Annotated in this window: 17 protein-coding genes; 8 read left to right on the top strand and 9 right to left on the bottom strand. The window is 67.7% G+C overall.

Annotated features, from left to right (window positions below):
• Window positions 1–82 precede the first annotated feature (82 nt).
• Entirely contained in the window at window positions 83–277 is a 195-nt protein-coding gene (rpmI, locus tag ACFK0J_RS12820; protein WP_040689021.1) for a 50S ribosomal protein L35, read from the bottom strand.
• A 59-nt stretch (window positions 278–336) separates the two neighbouring features.
• Window positions 337–1050, bottom strand: coding sequence for a translation initiation factor IF-3 (gene infC, locus ACFK0J_RS12815; protein ID WP_378739697.1), 714 nt, complete (start codon window positions 1048–1050; stop codon window positions 337–339).
• 351 nt (window positions 1051–1401) lie between these two features.
• Between infC and ACFK0J_RS12810 the strand changes: the two genes are divergently transcribed.
• From ACFK0J_RS12810 to ACFK0J_RS12795, 4 genes are all read left to right on the top strand, one after another.
• Complete coding sequence (locus tag ACFK0J_RS12810) at window positions 1402–1932, top strand: DinB family protein (RefSeq protein ID WP_378739695.1); 531 nt, start codon at window positions 1402–1404, stop codon at window positions 1930–1932.
• Between the two features lie 2 nt (window positions 1933–1934).
• The gene (locus tag ACFK0J_RS12805; RefSeq protein WP_107655315.1) at window positions 1935–2276 is read left to right on the top strand and encodes a DUF1844 domain-containing protein; all 342 of its coding nucleotides are present in this window, start codon (window positions 1935–1937) and stop codon (window positions 2274–2276) included.
• A gap of 102 nt (window positions 2277–2378) precedes the next feature.
• Window positions 2379–2993 (top strand): TetR/AcrR family transcriptional regulator, encoded by a 615-nt coding sequence (locus tag ACFK0J_RS12800; RefSeq protein ID WP_378739693.1) that lies wholly within the window; start codon window positions 2379–2381, stop codon window positions 2991–2993.
• 65 nt (window positions 2994–3058) lie between these two features.
• Complete coding sequence (locus ACFK0J_RS12795) at window positions 3059–4603, top strand: FAD-dependent monooxygenase (RefSeq protein ID WP_378739690.1); 1545 nt, start codon at window positions 3059–3061, stop codon at window positions 4601–4603.
• 434 nt (window positions 4604–5037) lie between these two features.
• Here ACFK0J_RS12795 and ACFK0J_RS12790 read toward each other — a convergent pair whose 3' ends face one another.
• Window positions 5038–5964, bottom strand: a complete 927-nt coding sequence (locus ACFK0J_RS12790) for an alpha/beta fold hydrolase (RefSeq protein ID WP_378739688.1) — start codon at window positions 5962–5964, stop codon at window positions 5038–5040.
• Entirely contained in the window at window positions 5961–6392 is a 432-nt protein-coding gene (locus tag ACFK0J_RS12785) for a helix-turn-helix domain-containing protein (protein WP_378739686.1), read from the bottom strand. The genes ACFK0J_RS12790 and ACFK0J_RS12785 overlap by 4 nt, the downstream gene beginning before the upstream one ends.
• A 122-nt stretch (window positions 6393–6514) precedes the next feature.
• Here ACFK0J_RS12785 and ACFK0J_RS12780 point away from each other — a divergent pair, with 122 nt between their 5' ends.
• A complete protein-coding gene (locus ACFK0J_RS12780) occupies window positions 6515–7228 on the top strand; it encodes an alpha/beta fold hydrolase (protein WP_378739684.1) in 714 nt (237 codons plus the stop codon).
• A gap of 47 nt (window positions 7229–7275) precedes the next feature.
• Here the strand turns inward: ACFK0J_RS12780 and uvrA are convergent, their stop codons facing one another.
• From uvrA to ACFK0J_RS12765, 3 genes are all read right to left on the bottom strand, one after another.
• Window positions 7276–10308 carry an excinuclease ABC subunit UvrA gene (gene uvrA, locus ACFK0J_RS12775; RefSeq protein ID WP_378742803.1) on the bottom strand — a complete coding sequence of 1011 codons (3033 nt, stop codon included), beginning with the start codon at window positions 10306–10308 and terminating at the stop codon, window positions 7276–7278.
• 150 nt (window positions 10309–10458) lie between these two features.
• Complete coding sequence (locus tag ACFK0J_RS12770) at window positions 10459–12564, bottom strand: glycogen debranching N-terminal domain-containing protein (RefSeq protein WP_378739682.1); 2106 nt, start codon at window positions 12562–12564, stop codon at window positions 10459–10461.
• Window positions 12565–12589: 25 nt separating this feature from the next.
• Window positions 12590–13642 (bottom strand): glycosyltransferase, encoded by a 1053-nt coding sequence (locus tag ACFK0J_RS12765; protein ID WP_378739680.1) that lies wholly within the window; start codon window positions 13640–13642, stop codon window positions 12590–12592.
• A 339-nt stretch (window positions 13643–13981) separates the two neighbouring features.
• On the opposite strand from ACFK0J_RS12765, the gene ACFK0J_RS12760 reads away from it, so the two are divergent.
• A complete protein-coding gene (locus ACFK0J_RS12760; RefSeq protein WP_218476121.1) occupies window positions 13982–14617 on the top strand; it encodes a response regulator transcription factor in 636 nt (211 codons plus the stop codon).
• 5 nt (window positions 14618–14622) lie between these two features.
• Entirely contained in the window at window positions 14623–15822 is a 1200-nt protein-coding gene (locus ACFK0J_RS12755; protein WP_378739675.1) for a sensor histidine kinase, read from the top strand.
• Between the two features lie 5 nt (window positions 15823–15827).
• Here the strand turns inward: ACFK0J_RS12755 and ACFK0J_RS12750 are convergent, their stop codons facing one another.
• Both ACFK0J_RS12750 and ACFK0J_RS12745 read right to left on the bottom strand, forming a co-directional pair.
• The gene (locus ACFK0J_RS12750) at window positions 15828–16604 is read right to left on the bottom strand and encodes a sigma 54 modulation/S30EA ribosomal C-terminal domain-containing protein (RefSeq protein ID WP_378739673.1); all 777 of its coding nucleotides are present in this window, start codon (window positions 16602–16604) and stop codon (window positions 15828–15830) included.
• Window positions 16605–16718: 114 nt separating this feature from the next.
• Window positions 16719–17861, bottom strand: a complete 1143-nt coding sequence (locus ACFK0J_RS12745; RefSeq protein ID WP_378739671.1) for a beta-ketoacyl synthase N-terminal-like domain-containing protein — start codon at window positions 17859–17861, stop codon at window positions 16719–16721.
• Between the two features lie 256 nt (window positions 17862–18117).
• On the opposite strand from ACFK0J_RS12745, the gene ACFK0J_RS12740 reads away from it, so the two are divergent.
• Window positions 18118–19464 (top strand): diguanylate cyclase domain-containing protein, encoded by a 1347-nt coding sequence (locus ACFK0J_RS12740; protein WP_378739668.1) that lies wholly within the window; start codon window positions 18118–18120, stop codon window positions 19462–19464.
• Window positions 19465–19532: the final 68 nt, after the last annotated feature.

The following is a 19532-nucleotide window of genomic DNA, read 5'->3' as shown; positions in this document are numbered from 1 at the left end:
CTAGGGGGCGCATGCGGGCACCCGGCGATTGTCAGTTCGGTCGGCGTCCGGAATCCGGAACGCGGTTGCTGGCTGGTCTCTCTCAGAGACCGAGCAGCCTCTTCACGCGCGGGACGTCGACGGACGCGACGGCCTCCGTGCCATCCAGACGACGAGTCCGGCGGGTGGACTTGTGCTCGAGCAGGTGGCGGCGGTTCGCCTGCTGGCGAAGCAGCTTGCCTCGGCCCGACACCTTGAATCGCTTCGAGGCACCGCTGTGGCTCTTCATCTTCGGCATGGATTCCTCATATCTGTCTCGTCCCGGCGGTCCTCACGGACCGCCGGCTCTTATCGGTATTACTGCGGCGGGTTGGCCTGCTCGGCCGGAGCCGCGGCGGGCGCGTTGTCTGCGGGCGCGGCCTCAGCGGGCGCGGGGCTCTGCTGCGCAGCGGGCTGCTGCGGCCGCGGAGCTGCGGACTCCTGCTGTGCCTTCACTCGCGTCTTCGCACCCTTGTGGGGTGCGAGGACCATAGTCATGTTGCGACCGTCCTGCTTGGCCGAGGTCTCGACGAACCCCAGGTCCGCCACGTCCGCGGCGAGCCGCTGCAGCAGCCGGTAGCCCAGTTCGGGCCGGGACTGCTCGCGTCCACGGAACATGATGGTGACCTTGACCTTCGACCCGGCCTCGAGGAAGCGCATCACGTGGCCCCTCTTGGTCGCATAGTCGTGGTCGTCGATCTTCGGGCGGAGCTTCTGCTCCTTGATCACGGTCTGCACCTGGTTCTTCCGAGACTCGCGCGCCTTCTGCGCCGTCTCGTACTTGAACTTGCCGTAGTCCATGATCTTGCAGACCGGCGGACGTGCATCCGGAGCGACCTCTACGAGATCGAGATCTGCCTCCATGGCGACGCGTAGTGCATCTTCAACACGCACGATCCCAACCTGCTCGCCGCTGGGTCCGATCAGTCGAACCTCGGGAACACGGATGCGATCGTTGATGCGGGTCTCAGTGCTGATGGGGCCTCCTAGGTCAAGCGGTGTCGTCAGGACGACCGCGCGCAATAACTGCAACCCCTTTTCAACACAAAAGCCCCGGAGCGGTATTCCGCGTCGGGGCCCGATGTCGACCGGTCATCGCACGCGAAGAGCATTCGCGTTCGACCTTGTGCGCGCGGTTCTCGTGAGAGAACCCCGGCACAAGAAACCCGCCTCCGAGAAGGCGGGTGACCGGACCGTTTGACCTGACGATCGCTCGTCGGTAACGGTGGGAGTCGGGCTCCACTTATCAGCCCCAGGCTCGAAATCTTGGAAGAAGACACAACCAGGGGCGGTCGTCAGCGGTCAGTCTAACATTCCGTTCGGCTATCGCCGAATCGCGGTAAATGGCTTGCCCGCCCCCACCGGGCCTGCCAGGCTCCCTCGGTGTCGACTTCACGCTGTGACCTGCTGCGATGGCAATTCGAATTCACCTGGGCGCTCGCCGAGTTGCACCTGGGAGTGCTGACGCCCGAGGACTTCCTCTGGCCGGCCGCCGATCCGCACTGGACTGTACGCCCCGACGCCGACGGTGCGTGGCGGCCGGACTGGGCCGACACCGAACCCGACCCCGTACCCGTGCCGACCATCGGCTGGCTCAGCTGGCACATCGGCTGGTGGTGGAGCGCGGCCATCGACCAGCTGGCGGGCCGGACCGCGGCCGCCCCCGAGGACGTGCCGTGGCCCGGCGAAGGCGCCACGGCCGTGGCGTGGCTGCGCGAGCTACGGGACACCTGGTTGCGCGTGCTCGATGACCTGACCGAGGACGAATTGAACCGTCCCGCAGCCTTTCCATGGCCGGCCGAGGCGGGCCTGACCGTTGCGCACCTGATGAGCTGGGTGAACTCGGAGCTGATGAAGAACATCGCGGAGATCGGCCAACTCCGGCTGCTCCGCACCGCGTCGCTAACCTCTTAGCCATGACAGAAGAGCTCGACAACTCCGTGCGCGAACTGGCCGACATCCCAGCGGTGGAGGTGATCAGCCGGGCCGCGGTGATGCTGATGAGTTCGGCGGCGGAGAAGCTCGGGCTCGCGGACGAGGATCCGGAAACCAGCACGCGGCGCGATCTGGACGAGGCGCGCCGGGTGATCACGGCGCTCGCCGGGCTGGTCACGGCTTCGGTGGAGTACCTCGGACCGCACGCGGGGCCGATCCGCGAGGGGTTGCAGTCCTTGCAGCGGGCATTCCGGGAGGCGTCGGCGCATCCGGACGAGCCGGGTAAGGGGCCGGGCGAGAAGTACACGGGCCCGGTGTACTGAACCGGCCATACCGACTGACCTCACCGCGGCGGCTTAGCGCGCAGGTTCTTGCCCAGTGGGCAATTTTGCCCACTGGGCAAGTTTTTCCGGTAGGCTGGGTGCATGCCGGATGAGGAAGTGCTCGGGCTTCGCGAACGCAAGAAACTCGATACCCGCATGGCGCTGAGTGACGCGGCCCTGCACCTTGCCTTCGAGCGCGGACTGGACAACGTCACCCGCGACGACATCGCGGCACGCGCCGGGGTGTCGGTGCGTACTTTCAACAACTACTTCACCGGCAAGTACGACGCCCTCGCCTACCGGCAATCCGAGCGAATTCGGCGCAGCGTCAAGGCCTTCCGGGATCGCCCCACGGACGAACCGCTTTGGACCTCGATCACCGAGGCACTACTCGAGCCGCTGGCGGCCGACAGCGACCAGCTCGTCGCGCCGAGCCCCGCGCAACTTGCCGAGATACGGAAACTGTTCACCGTCCCCGAGTTGCGCTTCGCGATATCCAAAGAGGTGTCCGAGGATTGGCTCGAGGCGATCGCGGCACGCACCGGGACCGACCCGCTGCGCGACACCTATCCACGCCTGGTGGTCGGCATGATCGGCGCCGTCGCCGAAGCGGCCATGGTGGCCTACGCCCACGCCGACCCACCGGTACACATCACCACCCTGCTCCGCCGTGCCCTCACCGAAGTCGCCGCGGGCCTGCCCGAACCTGCGCGCTGACCCCAGCGCATCGCCGAGCCACAACATCGGACAAACCACAACATCGAACGAAGGGTGTATTTGCCATGCCCGAAATACCTGTCGACGTAGTCATTTCCGGCGCGGGCCCGAACGGGCTCATGCTCGCGGGCGAACTCGCGCTGGCCGGGGTGCGGCCGATCGTGCTGGACGAACTACCCGCGCCGAGCACCGAGCCGAAAGCGAACGGTCTTGTCGGCCAAGTGGTTCGGCTGCTGGACATGCGCGGTCTCTATCACGAGTTCGGCGGCGCACCCGGTGCGCCACAGCCGCTGCCGCGCTACGTGTTCAGCGGGCTGCCGCTGTCGTTCGGCGAGCTGACCGACAACCCGATGTACGCGCTACCGATTCCGCAGCCGAAACTTGTTCGGCTGCTGGAGAAGTGGGCACGTGGACTGGGCGTGGACGTCCGATGGGGACACCGCCTGACCGAGCTGACCCAGCAGGACGGTGGCGTCGGGCTCCTGATAGCCGGACCCGGCGGAACCTATCGCCTCGACACCACGTTTCTGGTCGGCGCGGACGGCGGTAAGAGCCGCGTCCGCAAGCAGATCGGGATCGAGTTTCCCGGGCACACGGCGACGGACGGCGTCTGGCGGATGGGGCACGTGTGGTTGCCGGACGAGCTGCGGACCGCGGATGGTGGTGTCGAGATTCCGGGGTTCGGTCGACTTCCCTTCGGGCACAACCGACTCGAGCGCGGCGGTTTCGTCTTCGCCGAGCTCGAACCGGGTCGGCCGATGGTCGCCAGCCTCGAGTTCGGTGGCGCGCCGGTTCCGGATGGGACTCCGATGACCGTCGAGGAACTGCGCGCCAGCCTGCGGCGGGTACTCGGCGTCGACCTGCCGATCGAAGCGCCACGCGGACCGGGTCCACACGCGTTGCGCCGCATAGACAATCAGAACACTCGGCAGGCCGAGCGCTACCGGGCAGGCAACGTGTTCCTCGTCGGCGATGCCGCACACGTGCATTCCGGGGTGGGCGGGCCGGGCCTCAACCTCGGTTTGCAGGATGCGGCCAACCTCGGCTGGAAGCTGGCCGCAGCGATAAACGGCTGGGCCCCACCAGGATTGCTGGACACCTACCATGCCGAACGGCACCCCGTCGGCGCTCGCGTCATGATGAGCTCGCTCGCTCAAACCGCCCTCTTCGCGCCCGGCCCGGAGGTTACCGCGGTACGTACGCTCCTCAGCGAACTGCTGCAACAGCCGGAGAACACCGCGTACGTCGCGCGCCTGATGTCCGGAGCCGACACCCGCTACGAGACCGGCGACGAGCACCCGCTCGCCGGGCGGATGGTGCCCGACCTCGTCGTCGAAACCCCGCACGGCACAAGGCGAGTCGCCGAATTGCTACGCAAGGCACGACCCCTACTACTCACGCTCACCGGCACCCCGACCTACGCCGACATTGCGGCAGACTGGCGCGATCGAGTCGACACCGTCGTCGCGACCACCGCCGACGCACCCGCCGCGGCACTGCTGATTCGACCGGACGGGTACGTAGCATGGGCGACCAACGGTGCCGAACAGTCCGACTCGAACCCCCTACACGAAGCGTTGACCCGCTGGTTCGGCTCACCGCTGACCTGACTTATCGATTACATACCAGCCCACCGATCACCCCGCCCCGCACCGATCGGCTCGCCCCGCACCGATCGGCCAGCAAACTCCTGCGCGGCAGGGGAACTCGTGCGCGGCTGGGCGCGGCGCGGCCGCTGCCAGGACAGGGGTCGGTCGTCTCACCGCGCACCGAGTTGCCGACAATTCTTGCGCGGCAGGACAATTCGTGCGCGGGATGTGCGCGGCGCGATGGCTACCGGGTCAGTGATCAGTCGTCTCGATGCACACCGATTGGCCCGCCACGCACTGATTGGTCTGCCGCGCACAAATTGCCCTGCCGCGCACTGATTTTCTGCCGAGCGCGGGTTGTCTTGCCGCGCGCGAGTTGCCTCGCCGCGCACCGATTTGCCAGCAAATTCGTGCGCGGCACGGCAATTCGTGCGCGGGCTGTGGGGTGCGGTCGACTACCGGGACGGTGGTTGGTTCGCGTGCTCGTTGAGGAGGAACTCCGAGATCGTGTCGGTCTGCCCGAGGATTGCGTGTCCGACTTCCGGTAGCACGTGCACCGTCGCGTTCGGAACGCACCGGCGCACGCGCTCGGCGGTGCCCGCGGAGTCGAACATGACGTCGCGGGCACCGACTATCACCAGCATCGGCATGGTCAGTCCGCGTAGTGCGTCGTCCGGGAAGACGGGTAGGCGCTCGGTGCGTGGCTTGAATTGGGTGAAGGTCAGTACTACCTCGTCGAGGGCCTGCTCGGTCATCGGGGTGTTTAGGCCGGTCACGATGCGTGCGGTGCGGCGCAGGCCGCGTCGTCCGAAGAGGCGGAGCAGCAGCGCTTTCGGGAGCCAGCCCAGCTTTTGCGCGCCGATACCGCCGGGGCACAGGAGGGCGAGCCGGGTCACCCGACCTGGCCTGCGGATGGCGTAGTCCAGCGCCACCCAGCCACCGAGGGAGGCCGCGACGATCGAAATGGTGGTGAGCCCGAGGCCTTCCAGTACATCGTCGAGCCACGACGCGAGTCGATCGGAATCCAAGGGCGGGCGCGACGGCGCGCTCGCTCCGGGCTCGCCGATCATGTCGACCGAGTACGTGCGGAAACGCGTTGCCCAGGAGGCGATGTCGCCGCGCCACATCGTCGTGTTCGCGCCCGAGCCGTGCAACAGCAGCACCGGTGGTGCGTCCTGCGGTCCGGAGATGACGACGAATGTCTCGCCCTCTCGGGTCGGCACCCGCACGTGTTCAGCGGGAACCGGCCAACTGCTCAGTAGGTCTTGGTAGCGCTGCCGGATCGCGCTTGCGCCGTTCTCCGATTTGTAGATGGTGCTCATGCCGCCGCCTCGCTGGTGCTCACCCCACGAGGGCGGTTGATCGACGAATCGCTCACTCATGACGCGAGCACTCCTTCCATGTAGTCGAACAACCGTGCCGTGTCCGAAAGACTGCCAAGGACAATGACTTTCATGCGCGCCCGCTCCGCGTCGTAGACCGTTTCGATCCGCAGCGGATCGGCGTCGCCCGACCGGGTATTGGCGGCGGCCATCAGCAGCGTGCTCAGACGGTCGGCCGTCTCCCGGTTGACCGCGTCGACCTGCACGATGCTCGACACCTCGGCGTGCCGCTGCCGACGAACCGTGTCACGAACCGGCTCGGGCACCGAACGCCCGGTGAACGCCTCCAGATCCTCGTGCGCGATCCGGTACTGCTTGCCGATGCGGACCGCGGTGAGCCGCCCGTCCCGCACGTAGTTGCGGATGGTGCGGACGTGCAGTCCGAGGCGTTCGGCTACCTGCTCCACGGAGTAGAGGCGATCAGTCACTGAACTACTCTAAACTTCCCTATCGTCCCGCACAATAGGGAAGTTTAAGGTAATCAAGTATCCATCGGGCACCGTTGCCGGTGCGGATGAAGATGTCGGCCCGATAGGGCAAAGTAGGCGCCATGGCTACACAGATCGTTTTGGTTCCCGGATTCTGGCTCGGCGCATGGGCCTGGGATGAGGTCGCGACCGCCCTGCGGGAGCGCGGCAACGAAGTACAAGCGCTGACCCTGCCCGGACTGGATCCCGCCGATCCCGACCGCCTTTCGGCGACCATGGAGACCCAGGCACAGGCGATCATCGACGCCGTCCCGGCGGGCGAAACAGCCGTGCTGGTCACGCATTCCGGCGGCGCGTCCCCCGCCTATCTCGCCACCGACCGTGCGCCGCAACTGTTCCAACGCGCGATCTACGTCGACGCCGCCCCGGTACCTGACGGCTTCGTCATCGTCCCCGACCTCGCGGCGGCCGGACCCGAATGGCTGCTACCGGACTGGCCGGAATTGGAAGCCACCGGCAACAGCATCGAGGGCTTGGACGAGGCCGCCCTGGCCCGCTTCCGCGAGCGCGCCGTCGGCGAGCCGACCACCATCACGTCCACCCCGCTCGAGCTCAGCGACTCCCCCGCCCGCCTGTCGATCCCGACCACCATCATCTGCAACAGCCTCCCCTCGGAGCTGGCCAAAAAGTTCCGGGACGAAGGGGAAGTCCCCGCCTTCGCCGAACTGACCCGCATCGACGCCGAGTACATCGACCTCCCCACCGGCCACTGGCCCATGTGGTCCAAGCCCACCGAACTCGCCGACCTGATCCACACGGTCGCCAACCGCCCCTGACCGAGCCGGGGTCCCGCTCCCGGCCCTGCCACTCCCCTCGCGGGTGGTCAGCGCAGAGCGGCAGCCTTGCGGGCAAGCCGCTTGGTGGCGGTCTTCGCCGCCGCTTGCGCGTCTGTCGGCTTATCGACTGCCTTCGCGGCCTTCTTCGCCGGAGCCTTCTTGGCGGCCGCCTTCGTTGCCGACGCCTTCTTCCCCGCCGTCTTCTTGGCGGGGTTCGATGCGGGTGGCTGGTTCAGCGCCTCCCGGAGGAACTGCCCGGTGTAGCTTTCCGCAACGGCCGCAACATCTTCCGGGGTGCCCTCGGCGACGACCATGCCGCCGCCGGAGCCACCTTCGGGGCCCATGTCGATCACCCAGTCGGAGGTCTTGATGACGTCCAGGTTGTGTTCGATGACGATGACCGTGTTGCCCTTGTCGACCAGGCCGTTGATCACCTTGAGGAGCTTGCGGATGTCTTCGAAGTGCAGGCCGGTGGTGGGTTCGTCGAGGATGTAGACGGTGCGGCCGGTGGAGCGCTTCTGCAGTTCGGCGGACAGTTTGACGCGCTGTGCCTCACCGCCGGAGAGGGTGGGTGCGCTCTGGCCGAGGCGCACGTAGCCGAGGCCGACGTCGACGAGGGTTTTCAGGTAACGGTGGATCGAGCTGATCGGCTCGAAGAACTCCGCGCCCTCCTCGATGGACATGTCGAGGACCTCGGCGATGGTCTTGCCCTTGTAGTGCACCTCGAGGGTTTCCCGGTTGTAGCGGGCACCGTGGCAGACCTCGCACGGGACGTACACGTCCGGCAGGAAGTTCATCTCGATCTTCAGCGTGCCGTCACCCGAGCACGCCTCGCAGCGACCGCCCTTGACGTTGAAGGAGAAACGGCCCGGCTGGTAACCGCGCACCTTCGCCTCGGTGGTCGATGCGAACAGGGTGCGGATCTTGTCGAACACACCGGTGTAGGTGGCCGGGTTGGAGCGCGGCGTACGGCCGATCGGCGACTGGTCCACCTGGACGAGCTTGTCCAGGTTGTCCAGCCCGTTGATCCTGGTGTGCCTGCCGGGCACCTGCCGCGCGCCGTTGAGCTTGTTCGCGAGCACGGTCGCCAGGATGTCGTTGACCAGGGTGGATTTGCCGGAACCGGAAACGCCGGTGACCGCGGTGAGCACACCGAGCGGGAAGCTGACGTCGATGCCGCGCAGGTTGTGCTCGGTCGCGCCGACCACGGTGAGCTGGCGCTTCTTGCTGATCGGCCGCCGCACCATCGGCACCTCGATCCGCTCACGGCCGGAAAGGTAAGCGCCGGTGAGCGATTCGGGATCGGTGAGCAGCTCCTGGTACGGGCCGCTGTGCACGACGCGGCCGCCGTGCTCACCGGCCAGCGGGCCGATGTCGACCACCCAGTCCGAGGCGCGGATGGTGTCCTCGTCGTGTTCGACGACGATCAGCGTGTTGCCGAGATTTCGCAGCCGCGTGAGCGTTTCGATGAGCCGCCGGTTGTCCCGCTGGTGCAGGCCGATGGACGGTTCGTCGAGCACGTACAGCACGCCGACCAGTCCGGAGCCGATCTGGGTGGCGAGCCGGATGCGCTGTGCCTCACCGCCGGACAGCGTGGCCGCGGCCCGTGAGAGCGACAGGTACTCCAGGCCGACATCGAGCAGGAAGCCGAGGCGCGCCTGCACCTCTTTGAGCACCTGCCCGGCGATCGCGGCCTCGCGCTCCCCCAGGGTGAGCGAGTTCAGGAACTTCGAGCAGTCGCCGATGGACAGGTCGCTGACATCGGCGATCGACTTGTTGTCCCCACCCGCGTTGATGGTGACCGCGAGGATCTCCGGACGCAGCCGCGCGCCGTTGCAGACCGGGCACGGTACGTCGCGCATGTAGCCGTCGTAGTGCTCCTTCATCTGCTCGGATTCGGTGCTCTCCATCCGCCGCTGCAGGAACGGCATCACGCCTTCGAAATCGGCGTAGTACGAACGTTTCCGGCCGTAACGGTTGGTGTAGGAGACGTGCACCTGGTCGGAGCTGCCCTCCAGCACCGCCTTGCGCGCCTTGAGCGGCAGGTCCTCCCACGGCGTGTCCATCGAGAATCCGACGGACGAGGCGAGACCGGACAGCAGCCTGGTGAAGTACTCCGCGGTCTGCCCGCGCGACCAGGGAGCGATGGCGCCTTCGTTCAAACTCAGCGCCGGATCGGGCACCACCAGTTCCGGGTCGACCTCTTTGCGAATACCGAGACCGGTGCAGTCCGGGCAGGCGCCGTAGGGCGAGTTGAACGAGAACGACCGCGGTTCCAGGTCCTCGATATCGAGTGGATGCCCGTTCGGGCAGGCCAGCCGTTCGGAGAAACGGCGCTCCCGGTCGTGCGCGTGCTCGTCGCGATCCACGAAGTCGAGCACCACGATGCCGTCGGCCAGCCGCAGCGCGGTCTCGATCGAATCGGTGAGGCGCTGTTTGGAAGCGGGCTTGACGGCCAAGCGGTCCACCACGACCTCGACGTCGTGCTTTTCCTGCTTCTTCAGCTTCGGCGGGTCGGTCAGCGGATACACCACGCCGTCGACCCGCACGCGGGAGTAGCCCTGGGTGTTCAGCTGGTCGAACAGGTCGACGAACTCGCCCTTGCGGGTGCGCACCACCGGCGCGAGCACCTGGAACTTGATGCCCTCCTCCATGGCGAGCACCTGGTCGACGATCTGCTGCGGCGTCTGCTTGGCGATCAGCTCGCCACAGACCGGGCAGTGCGGGGTACCGGCCCGCGCGTACAGCAGCCGTAGGTAGTCGTAGACCTCGGTGATCGTGCCGACGGTCGAGCGCGGGTTCCGATTGGTCGACTTCTGGTCGATCGAGACCGCGGGCGAGAGGCCCTCGATGAAATCGACGTCCGGCTTGTCCATCTGCCCGAGGAATTGCCGGGCGTACGCCGACAACGACTCCACATACCGGCGCTGCCCCTCGGCGAAGATGGTGTCGAACGCCAGGCTCGACTTGCCGGAGCCGGAAAGCCCGGTGAACACGATGAGACTGTCGCGGGGAAGATCGAGGTCGACCCCCTTCAGGTTGTGCTCCCGAGCTCCGCGCACAGTGAGGCGTTCCGCCACCAGGTGAGTCCCTTCTCGATCGTGTTCGGCATCGACCAACAGCATCAGCAAACGACGGCGTCGTCAGCCGAGAGACGACGTTCAGACGTATCCCGCCGCCATGCTAGGCGCGCCCACCGACAAGTTTTTCCGAGCGGACACCTGCCGAGGTCAGTAGTTCGTTCTCCGCAGGTCACCGGATAGACCGCGGACCTGCCAGCCATCCGCGTCGACGGTGACCGTCAGCACATCCGAGCCCACGCGCAGCCCACCGACTCGAAGCGGCAGATAGCGGGCGGGAACCACCGGTGCGACCGACAGCACCCCCTCCGGAACGCTCGGTTCCAGTCTCAACAGCGTACGCAGAAACAGCAATGGCGCGGCAGCGGCCCACGCCTGCGGGGAACAGGAGGTCGGGTAGGGCACCGGGATGTCGAATTCGTCGCGATCGAAGCCGCAGTAGAGCTCGGGCAACCGGTAGCCGAATCGGGTCGAGGCGTCGAGCACCGCCGCGACGACGCGATTGGCGTGGTCGGTGAAGCCGTAGCGCATCAGGCCCGCGGCACAGATCGCGTTGTCGTGCGGCCAGACCGAACCGTTGTGATAGCTGACCGGGTTGTAGGCGCCCATCGAGGTGGCCAGGGTGCGAATCCCCCAGCCGCTGAACATCTCCGGCGAGAGCAGGTGGTCGGCGACCCGCGCGGCCTTGTCGTCGTCGATGATCCCGGTCCACAGGCAGTGGCCGATATTGGAGGTGAGCGCGTCGATCGGCCGCTTGTCCCGGTCCAGGCCGATCGCGTACCAGCCCAGGTCCGGTAGCCAGAACGCCTGGTTGAACGCGGTTTTCAACTGTGCGGCCTTGGCTCGCCAGCGCTCCGCGGTCGGGTGATCGCCGACCCCGGCGGCAAGTGTGGCGCGGGCCAGATACGCCGCGTAGACGTAGCCCTGCACCTCGGCCAGGGCGATCGGCGCCGCGGGCAACGATCCGTCGGCGAAGTTCACGCCGTCCCAGGAGTCCTTCCAGCCCTGGTTGGCCAGGCCGTGCTCGGCGGCGCACTGGTATTCGACGAAACCGTCGCCATCGGCGTCGCCGTAGCGCTCGATCCACTCCAGCGCACGATCCGCGTGCGGCAGCAGGTCGTCGCGGATCCGCGTGTCCAGTCCCCAGCGGTGCAGTTCGCCGAGCAGCATCACGAAAAGCGGAGTGGCGTCGGCGGTTCCGTAATAGGCGGTACCACCGCCGAGCAGCAATGTGGCCGCCCGCCCGAATCGCACCTCGTGCGGGATCCGGCCCGGCTGCTCTTCGGTCGCCGTCCGCACCTCGGCGCCCTGGAGGTCGGCGAGGCTCTGCAGCGTGCCGACGGCGAGCCTGCGGTCCAGCGGCAGCACCATCCACGAGGTGAGCAGCGAGTCCCGGCCGAACAGCGCCATGAACCACGGCGCGCCCGCGGCCACCACCGAGCGCTCCGGGTGGTTGGGGTCGAAGATGCGCAGCGCACCGAGATCGGTGAGGGTCCGTTGCAGCACCGAGGCGAGGGTCTTGTCCTCGGTGTGCACGGTCGGCGAGTTCGCGTACCACTCACGCAGCCGTTGCGCGGGGGCGCTGCGGTTCACCGGAGTGCCGCACGGATAGCGCGGTGGCACGGCGTCGGTGCCGAGCGCGGGCAGGTACTCGATGCACGCGGACCATTCGCCGCGCCCGGGAAGGCTTACCTCCCAGCGCAATTCGCGGTCGGTGGTGGCGGCTCCGCTACCGATGACGGTCACCGACATGGCCAGTTCGGGACGGCTGATCTGGACGGCGCCGTTCATCGCGCGCGCCGCGGTGACCACGTCGCGCCCGGTGCGGCCCTCCTTCACCTCGAACAGGTCGGCGAAGTCGGCGTCCACTTCCAGCACGATCGCACAGTCCAGCGGTTGACCGGACAGGTTGCGCACGACCAGGTCCTCGCGCATGCCGTCGCCGACATGGCGACTGATCATTACCAGCGCGGTGCTGTCGGCGGTGCCCGCTCGCGGCGCGGTGCGGGCCAGCAACGTCGCGCTATACGGTTCGTCGTAGCGCACGGTGAGTGGCTGCGGTTCCAGACCGTCGACGGTCAGCCGCCAGTACGACAACACCCTCGTATCGCGAACGAACAAGCCCTCCGCGCGATTCGAGCTGATCCGCCCGCCGGTTTCACCGATGCAGAAGGTCGAGCCTTCCACCAGGGTGACGCCGGCGCTGATCGCCCGCGGCGTGCCCGTATCGGGTCCGTCGCCCCACGGATGGGTCACGAGCGCGCCCGCGCGGTCGCCCGGGTCACGCCACCGGCGCGGGCACCATCGCCCGGGTTGCCCGCTCGCCTGCCAGGATGCGGCGATACAGCCGCTCGTGATCGCGCGCCATGCGCAGCCGGCCGAACCGCTGCTCGGCCGCCGTGCGGCAGGCCCGTCGATCGATGGTGTGCACCTTTTCCAGGGCGTCCACCATCTCTTCGACGTCGCGGCACAGGAATCCGGTCTTGCCGTGGTCGACGATTTCCGGGGCCGCACCGTTGGGGAACGCGAGAACCGGTGTGCCGCAGGCCAACGACTCCGCCATCACGAGTCCGAAGGGTTCCGGCCACTCGATCGGATTGATCAACGCGTCGGCGTGGCGCACCAGTTCCACCCGGCGCGACATCGGTTCCTCGCGCGGTTCGGGATCGTCGGGCCCCATCAGTGGACGCACCCGCTCAGTGTAGTAGCGCCGCTCCTCCGGTTCGCGCATCTTGGTGATCATGAGCAGCTTGCGTCGGGCGAGCCGGGCTATCTGCACGGCCCGGTGCACACCCTTCTCGGCGTTCATCCGGCCGACGAACACCACGTATCCGCCACCGCCCGGACCGTATCGGTAAGCGTTGAGGTCGATTCCGTGGTGGATCACCTCGGCGATCGGCACGCTGCCCGCCATCCGCCGCTGCGCCTCGGAAATCGCGACGATGTGTGCGTGGCGCGCCATCGAACGGAACAGTTCCTGGCGCATGGCCGAAAAAGGGCCGTGGTTGGTGACCACCACCGGTGGCCCGTCCTGGATGGCGCCGACGAACGGGCCGAGCGAGGTGTGGTCGTGGATGATGTCCATGTCGGCCAGCGTCTCGTAGGCGGCGAGCACGTGCATCAGCTCGGCCTCGCCGATCCCGATCTGCGCGGTCGGATGCTCGTACAAGGAGTATCGCCGCACCGGGCAGGTGGATTCACCCACCGTGAACAGATGCACGTCGTGGCCGAGCATGTCGAGACCGACCGCCAAATTGCCGACAACGGCTTCCGTGCCCCCGTAGGCCGGCGGTGGGACCGGTACCCATGGCGGAACTATCTGTCCGATTCTCATGGCAGCCTGCGTTCTTCGACGCCCCGCCCTTTCTCGGCGGAACCCCAGTGCGCTCCGCAGCCCGCGCAACGCAAAAGGACATCCGGAAGTTCTTCGAAAGTACTGACGGCGCTCGATCCGCATCCGGGACACGCACGCGGCGGTCCGAAGATCGTGCTGAAATCTAATGTCGCTGAATATGTCATCGCTCGAGTTCCCACACATACGTGAGCCTTATGGCTCCGATGCCCAGGCCCCCTCTGGTTGACTTCATTGCAAGCTTACCCGGAACCTCGTTGTCTACTCGTGGGATTCGCGGGAGCTACTTTCGACCGGACAAACGAAGACAGGGAGGCGGCCGTGCTCGAGGTATTTCTCGTCGACGACCACGAAATCGTCCGGCGCGGTCTGATCGATTTGCTGGAGGGCGATCCCGAGCTGACGGTGATCGGCGAGGCCGGTGACGTGGCGCAGGCGATGGCCCGGATTCCGGTGCTGCGTCCCGATGTCGCGGTGCTCGATGTCCGGCTGCCCGACGGCAACGGCATCGAGTTGTGCCGCGACCTGCTCGCCGAGGTCGACGGACTGCGCTGCCTGATCCTCACCTCCTACACCGACGAGCAGGCGATGCTCGACGCGATTCTGGCTGGTGCCAGCGGTTATGTCGTGAAAAACATCAAGGGCATGGAGCTGGCCGCCGCGATCAAGGCGGTCGGCGCGGGCCGCTCCCTCCTGGACAACCGGGCCGCCGCCGCGTTGCGGGCGCGGCTGCGCGACAGCACTCCCGACGACGACGGCCCGCTGGCCGGACTCACCGAACAGGAACGCAGACTGCTCGCCCTGCTCGGCGAGGGACTCACCAATCGGCAGATAGCGGCCCGAATGTTCCTGGCCGAGAAGACGGTGAAGAACTACGTGTCGAGGTTGCTTGCCAAGCTCGGTATGGAGCGGCGCACCCAGGCCGCGGTGCTGGCCAGCAAGCTCGGCGAGCGCTGAACCGGATGCCGGCCGCCGTCCCGCACGCCGTGCTCGACACGTTGCGCATCGTGGTGGACTTCGCCGCCCGCATCGCCGTCGAGAACGCCAGGCTGCACGAATGGGCCCGGACTCGGCAGGCGTGGATCGAGGCGACCAGGGACATCGCCACCGAGTTCCTGGCCGGCACCGAACCGCATCGGGTGCTCGCGCAGGTGGTCGAGAACGCGCGGGTGCTGACCGAGTCGGCGCAGGCGATCCTCGCGGTGGTCGAACCTGGTATCCCGCCCGAGGAGGCCACCGAACTCGCTGTGGCGCACTGGTCGCGGGCGGCCGCACCGGTGGACGGGCACACCGTGCGGCTCACCGGCACCGCCGCGGGCAAGGCCTTCGCGGAGCGCGCGACGGTAAACCTGGCCGACGCGGGTGACATCGACCTCGGCGCCACGCTCGGTGCGGCCGGTCCCGCGCTGATCCTGCCGCTGCAGACGGCGGGCGTGGTGCTCGGCGTGCTCATCGTCGTGCGCGCTCCCGCGGCCGCGCCGTACTCCGCTGAACTCGTCGCGCTCACCGCGGCGTTCACCGATCAGGCCGCGCTGGCCATGCAGCTCGCCGACGCGCAGCGCAGGACCCGCGAACTCGATGTGCTCGCCGACCGCGATCGGATCGCGCGGGACCTGCACGACCACGTGATCCAACGCGTCTTCGCCGTCGGTCTGGGCTTGCAGGGCATGGCCGCGCGCGTCGATGATCCGCAAGTCCGGCAACGCCTTTCGGACGAGATCGATCGACTGCAGGAGATCGTGCACGAGATCAGGACGACGATCTCCGATCTGCACGGCGGCTCGGGCACCTCGCTGCGACGACGGCTGGAAGATGCGATCCGGCAGCAGACCGCCGAAACCGCGATCCGAGCGCGGCTACGCGTCGACGGGCCGCTGTCGGTGGTCGGTCCCGCGCTGGCCGATCACGCGGAAGCCGTTGTCCGCGAATCGGTCAGCAATGCGGTGCGGCATTCCGGCGGTAACTCGGTGACGATCGAGATCACCGTCGCCGACGAGTTGACCATCCTGGTGCAGGACAATGGTTCGGGCGTGCCCGCCGACGTAAACCCCAGCGGCCTGGCCAATCTCGCGCAGCGAGCGGGCGAGTCGGACGGCCGGTGCAGCATCGAACGCGGTGCGACCGGTGGGACGCGGGTGCACTGGTCGGCGCCGCTGAGCTAGTCCGCCTAGTGCGCCGGTTCGACCAGCGTGAGATCGCCGTCGTAGCGGCGGTACAGCAGGCGGCCGCGACCGCGGGCCTGGTCGGTGAAGAACAGGAACGGCAGGCCGTGATGGCACAGGATGTGCGCGGCGCGGTCCTCGTCCAGGCCCGACGCGGGCTCGGTGTCCACCGTGAGCGGCAGCGAATCGACCGTCGACGGGCCGCGCACCGCCGCATCCTGGCGGGCGAGCCGGACGCCGAGCGGATCACCCCAGTGCACTACGGCCTCGGTGCCGGATGCGCGGTCGATGAACAGGTAGGCGTCGTAATCCATCGCGTCCAGCACCGCCGTCGCCTCGGCGGGGGTGCCGGTGCGCAGCGCGCACTGCTTGCGTCGCACGATCGGGCGGGGCTCGGTGACCCGGGCGAGCGGTGGCCGCGCGGGATCGGGCCAAGCCCGGGGCTGGGTGGTGGCGAGCCTGGCCAGCTGCCGGTCCAGCCGCTCGGCGGCGAAGGTGACGGCGAACCCGCCGGGCCCGGGCACCTGCACCCGGGTGGCGACGCCGCGCCAGCGCACGTTGGCCTGCACCACGGTGGCCGCCTCGGCATCGTCGGGCGCGGTGACGCGCACCCTGGTTGCCGCGTCGAGGTGGTGCCTGCGCAGCACCCGGCCGATCGCCCGGACGGCCCGGGTCACGTCCACGTCCGGAACCGCACCGAAGGTGGTCACCGCCAGATCGAGATCGTTTGCGGTCAGCCAATGTTGTGGCGACGAGGTCGGCAACAGACCCGGTGACTTCATCTGACACGCCCTGCCCTCGATATTCACCGCCAAAACCCCATAGGACCATCGCAATGCCGTGGCGAACAGGGCCGAAAGTCCTCCAATGGCCGGTCGGTGCGAGGCGGGGCCGACTCAGGCGGGGCCGAGCACCACCACAGAGTTGTTGCCGCCCATGCCCAGCGACAGTTTCGCGGTGATACCGCCCTCGAACGGCGTCGGCCCGTCCAGTAATCGCGGATAGGCGGGCGCGACGATCGGCGCGGCGGGCACGATGCCCTGGTCGTAGCCCATCGCGGCGGCGGCGACCTCGACGCCCGCTGCCGCGCCCTGGCAGTGGCCCGCGAGCGGTTTGAGCGCGTAGACGTGCGGCTGGTCGCCGAACAGGTTGGTCAGCAGATCCCGCTCCGCCTCGTCGCATTGCCGGGTGCCGGTGCCGTGGGCGTTGAAGTAGCGCACGTCCGCGGCGGTCACCCCGGCGTTGTCGAGGGCGCGTCGGGTGCACTCGAAGATCTGCTCGTGCGTGGGATCGACGGACACCACGTGGTAGGCGTCGTTGCTCATGCCGCCGCCGAGCAGCGCGGCATACGGCCGCCGCGCCGTCCGGCTCAGCACGAACGCCACCGACGCCTCGCCGAAGCTGAAACCGCGGCTGCCCTCCTGGAACGGGCGGCATCCGTCGAGCGGTTCGGTATCGGTGACCGCCGCGCCGAGCCCGACGAAGTGCTCGACCATGTCGGGGGTGGCGGACATGTCGGTGGCGATGCACACGACGTCGTCGGCGATGCCCGCGTCCAGCCAGAGTTGCGCGGTGATCAGCGCGACGTTGGCCGAGCTGCACGCCGCGGAGACGTTCATGGCGGGACCGTGGAAGCCGTATTCCTGCATGAGCACCGAGAGCGGGGTGGACGGGATCAACCGCATATAGTCGCGGGACCGCCGGTGTCCGTGGTCGACGAGGTAGAAGTCGCGCCAGTTGACCACGTCGCCGAGCACGATCGCGTGCAACAGACCGACCGTCCGGCCCGGTTGCCAGCCGCGTGCCAGCGCGTCGGCGATCGCCTCCCGCGCCGACTCGTGGATGGCTCGTCCGTACCGGCTCGTGCTGACCGTGTGGTCGCCACCGTCGGGGACCAGCGACACCCAGGCATCCTCGTCGCGACCCGGTCCGTACCCGGACTGCACCGACGCGGCCGACTTCCCGCTCAGCAGGCCGTGCCACAGCGCCTCACGACCCCAGCCGTAGGCCGTGACGGCACCGATTCCGGCGAACGTCATATGATCTTGATGCTGTGGTCGGTTGTTCGGGTTCGCGCCCGGCATAGCATCGCTCCTTCGCCGATTCCCCGGCCGATCAGCGATCGGCCAGATATTTCGCAGAGAACCGGTTCTGTAATGATCACCGGACAGAGCCCGATTAAGTGCCCGAACTGTGATCGAAGCAATAGCGTCGACGCTGTGATCTTCTACACGTCGATACCAGAATAATCCCATGTTCCAATGGCCATAATCGGGTCGACGATCGGGGGTTCGAGTGGGTGAGGACAAGGTAGCCGCCGCGGTCGACGCCGCCGAGCAGCTAGCCGAGCGCTACCGTTCTCTCGTCGAGCACACGCCCGACGGCATCTGCGTGCACGAGCGCGGGATGGTCGTCTACGTCAACCCGGCTACCGTACGTTTGCTGGCCGCCGACAGCGCCGACGACATCATCGGCAAGCCGCTCACCGAGTTCGTCCACCCCGGCTCCATCCCCGGCATGCTGGAGCGGATCAGTCACCTCACCACCAAAGGCGCCGCCTCCGACCCCACCGAGATGACGCTGGTCCGGGTGGACGGGGTGACGGTGCCCGTGGAGACCGTGTCGGTGCTCACCGCCTGGCACGACCACCTCGCCTACCAGGTGGTCATCCACGACCTCACCGCCCAGCGCCACGCCGAGGCCGCGCAGCAGTTGGCCGAACAACACTTCACCACGGTCGTCTCGCAATTGGAGGAAGGCGTGGTTGTCATCGATCCGGAGGGCCGGATCGAATCGATCAACCCGGCGGCCAAACGCATCTTCGGCACCGAGGACTCCGACGACGAACTGCTCGGCGAGGTGATCCAGGCCCTGCCGCTGACCCTGCTGGACGCGAACGCGCAGCCGCTGCCGCCGACCCGCCACCCCATCGCCCGCACGCTGGCCACCGGCGAGACGATCACCGGTTACGTCTTCGGCGTCGACCGGGCCGACGGGCAGCGGCGCTGGCTGTCCGGCAGCAGCCGCCTGCTCAATCCCGACGATCCGCGCTCGTCCGCGGTCTCGTCGTTCGCCGATATCACCGAGTTCCGCGCCAGCAGGCGGCAATTGGAGTACCAGGCCACCCACGACTCGCTGACCGGGCTGGCGAATCGCTCGCTGATCCTGTCCCAGCTGGCCGGCGCGCTGGCCACCAGCGAGGACCTGCCGGTGTCCACGGTGTTGTTCATCGACCTGGACGGGTTCAAGGCGATCAACGACACGCTCGGGCACGCGATCGGCGACACGGTGTTGCAGATCGTCGCGCAACGGTTGCAGCGGGCGCTGCGTGGCGACGATATCGTCGGCCGGCTGGGCGGCGACGAATTCCTGGTGCTGTTGTCCGGGCGCACTCGGCGGGTGGACATCGACGCGCTGGTGGCGCGGCTGCGCTCGACCATGGCGGAGCCGATCATCGCGCGCGGGCACCGGATCGAGGTGAACGCCTCGATCGGCGTGACGCCGCTCGCGGTCGGCGACCGCCGCACCCCCGAAGCCGTGCTGCACGACGCTGACCTGGCGATGTACCGGGCCAAGCCGTCCGGACACCGCGAGGGCGCGGTGAGCAATAGCCGCAGGCCCAACAACACGCACGCTTCCTGATTTCATGGGCTCGCCGGAATACCAGCGGTGCAACGATGTGTTGTTCACCAGCGAATACGGCGAGCCCG

This window comes from Nocardia brasiliensis, from assembly GCF_042691675.1.
In the GTDB taxonomy this organism is placed as follows: Bacteria; Actinomycetota; Actinomycetes; order Mycobacteriales; family Mycobacteriaceae; genus Nocardia; species Nocardia brasiliensis_D.
This window is presented reverse-complemented; position numbering and strand designations above follow the sequence as displayed.

Bases quoted from the DNA above. Each gene is read 5' to 3' on its own strand.
- rpmI (WP_040689021.1), bottom strand. From the start codon at position 277: ATGCCGAAGATGAAGAGCCACAGCGGTGCCTCGAAGCGATTCAAGGTG.
- ACFK0J_RS12805 (WP_107655315.1), top strand. From the start codon at position 1,935: ATGACAGAAGAGCTCGACAACTCCGTGCGCGAACTGGCCGACATCCCA.
- ACFK0J_RS12800 (WP_378739693.1), top strand. From the start codon at position 2,379: ATGCCGGATGAGGAAGTGCTCGGGCTTCGCGAACGCAAGAAACTCGAT.
- ACFK0J_RS12795 (WP_378739690.1), top strand. From the start codon at position 3,059: ATGCCCGAAATACCTGTCGACGTAGTCATTTCCGGCGCGGGCCCGAAC.
- ACFK0J_RS12790 (WP_378739688.1), bottom strand. From the start codon at position 5,964: ATGAGTGAGCGATTCGTCGATCAACCGCCCTCGTGGGGTGAGCACCAG.
- ACFK0J_RS12780 (WP_378739684.1), top strand. From the start codon at position 6,515: ATGGCTACACAGATCGTTTTGGTTCCCGGATTCTGGCTCGGCGCATGG.
- ACFK0J_RS12765 (WP_378739680.1), bottom strand. From the start codon at position 13,642: ATGAGAATCGGACAGATAGTTCCGCCATGGGTACCGGTCCCACCGCCG.
- ACFK0J_RS12755 (WP_378739675.1), top strand. From the start codon at position 14,623: ATGCCGGCCGCCGTCCCGCACGCCGTGCTCGACACGTTGCGCATCGTG.
- ACFK0J_RS12750 (WP_378739673.1), bottom strand. From the start codon at position 16,604: ATGAAGTCACCGGGTCTGTTGCCGACCTCGTCGCCACAACATTGGCTG.
- ACFK0J_RS12745 (WP_378739671.1), bottom strand. From the start codon at position 17,861: ATGACGTTCGCCGGAATCGGTGCCGTCACGGCCTACGGCTGGGGTCGT.